This is a genomic window from Rhizobium ecuadorense (genome assembly GCF_001187535.1).
In the GTDB taxonomy this organism is placed as follows: Bacteria; Pseudomonadota; Alphaproteobacteria; order Rhizobiales; family Rhizobiaceae; genus Rhizobium; species Rhizobium ecuadorense.
The window spans coordinates 1-225 of sequence record NZ_LFIO01001852.1; the positions used below are offsets into that span (position 1 = coordinate 1).

The 225-nt window shown below is 56.4% G+C and carries 1 protein-coding gene; it reads left to right on the top strand.

Translation table 11 applies throughout. The annotated features are described in order from the left end of the window. A partial coding sequence (locus tag AF337_RS41520) for a BrnA antitoxin family protein (protein ID WP_193393708.1) occupies positions 1–130 on the top strand: 130 nt, incomplete at its 5' end. Positions 131–225: the final 95 nt, after the last annotated feature.

Here is a 225-nt window from a genome sequence, read left to right on the forward strand (position 1 = left end):
GCCGAATACCAAGGAGCTGGTTTCGCTCAAGATCGACAGCGATGTGCTGGCCTTTTTCCAGGAAAATGGCCCTGGCTGGCAGGATCGGATCAATGATGTATTGCGGGCCGCGATGAAGAACAGGGTCTGACCCTGTTGCACCCGAGCCGCGCCGCCGGCCGATGCATGGCCAGCTTCATCTATCCTAATGTATTGCTTTAAAGCAATTCGCCGCCGATCCTAGGC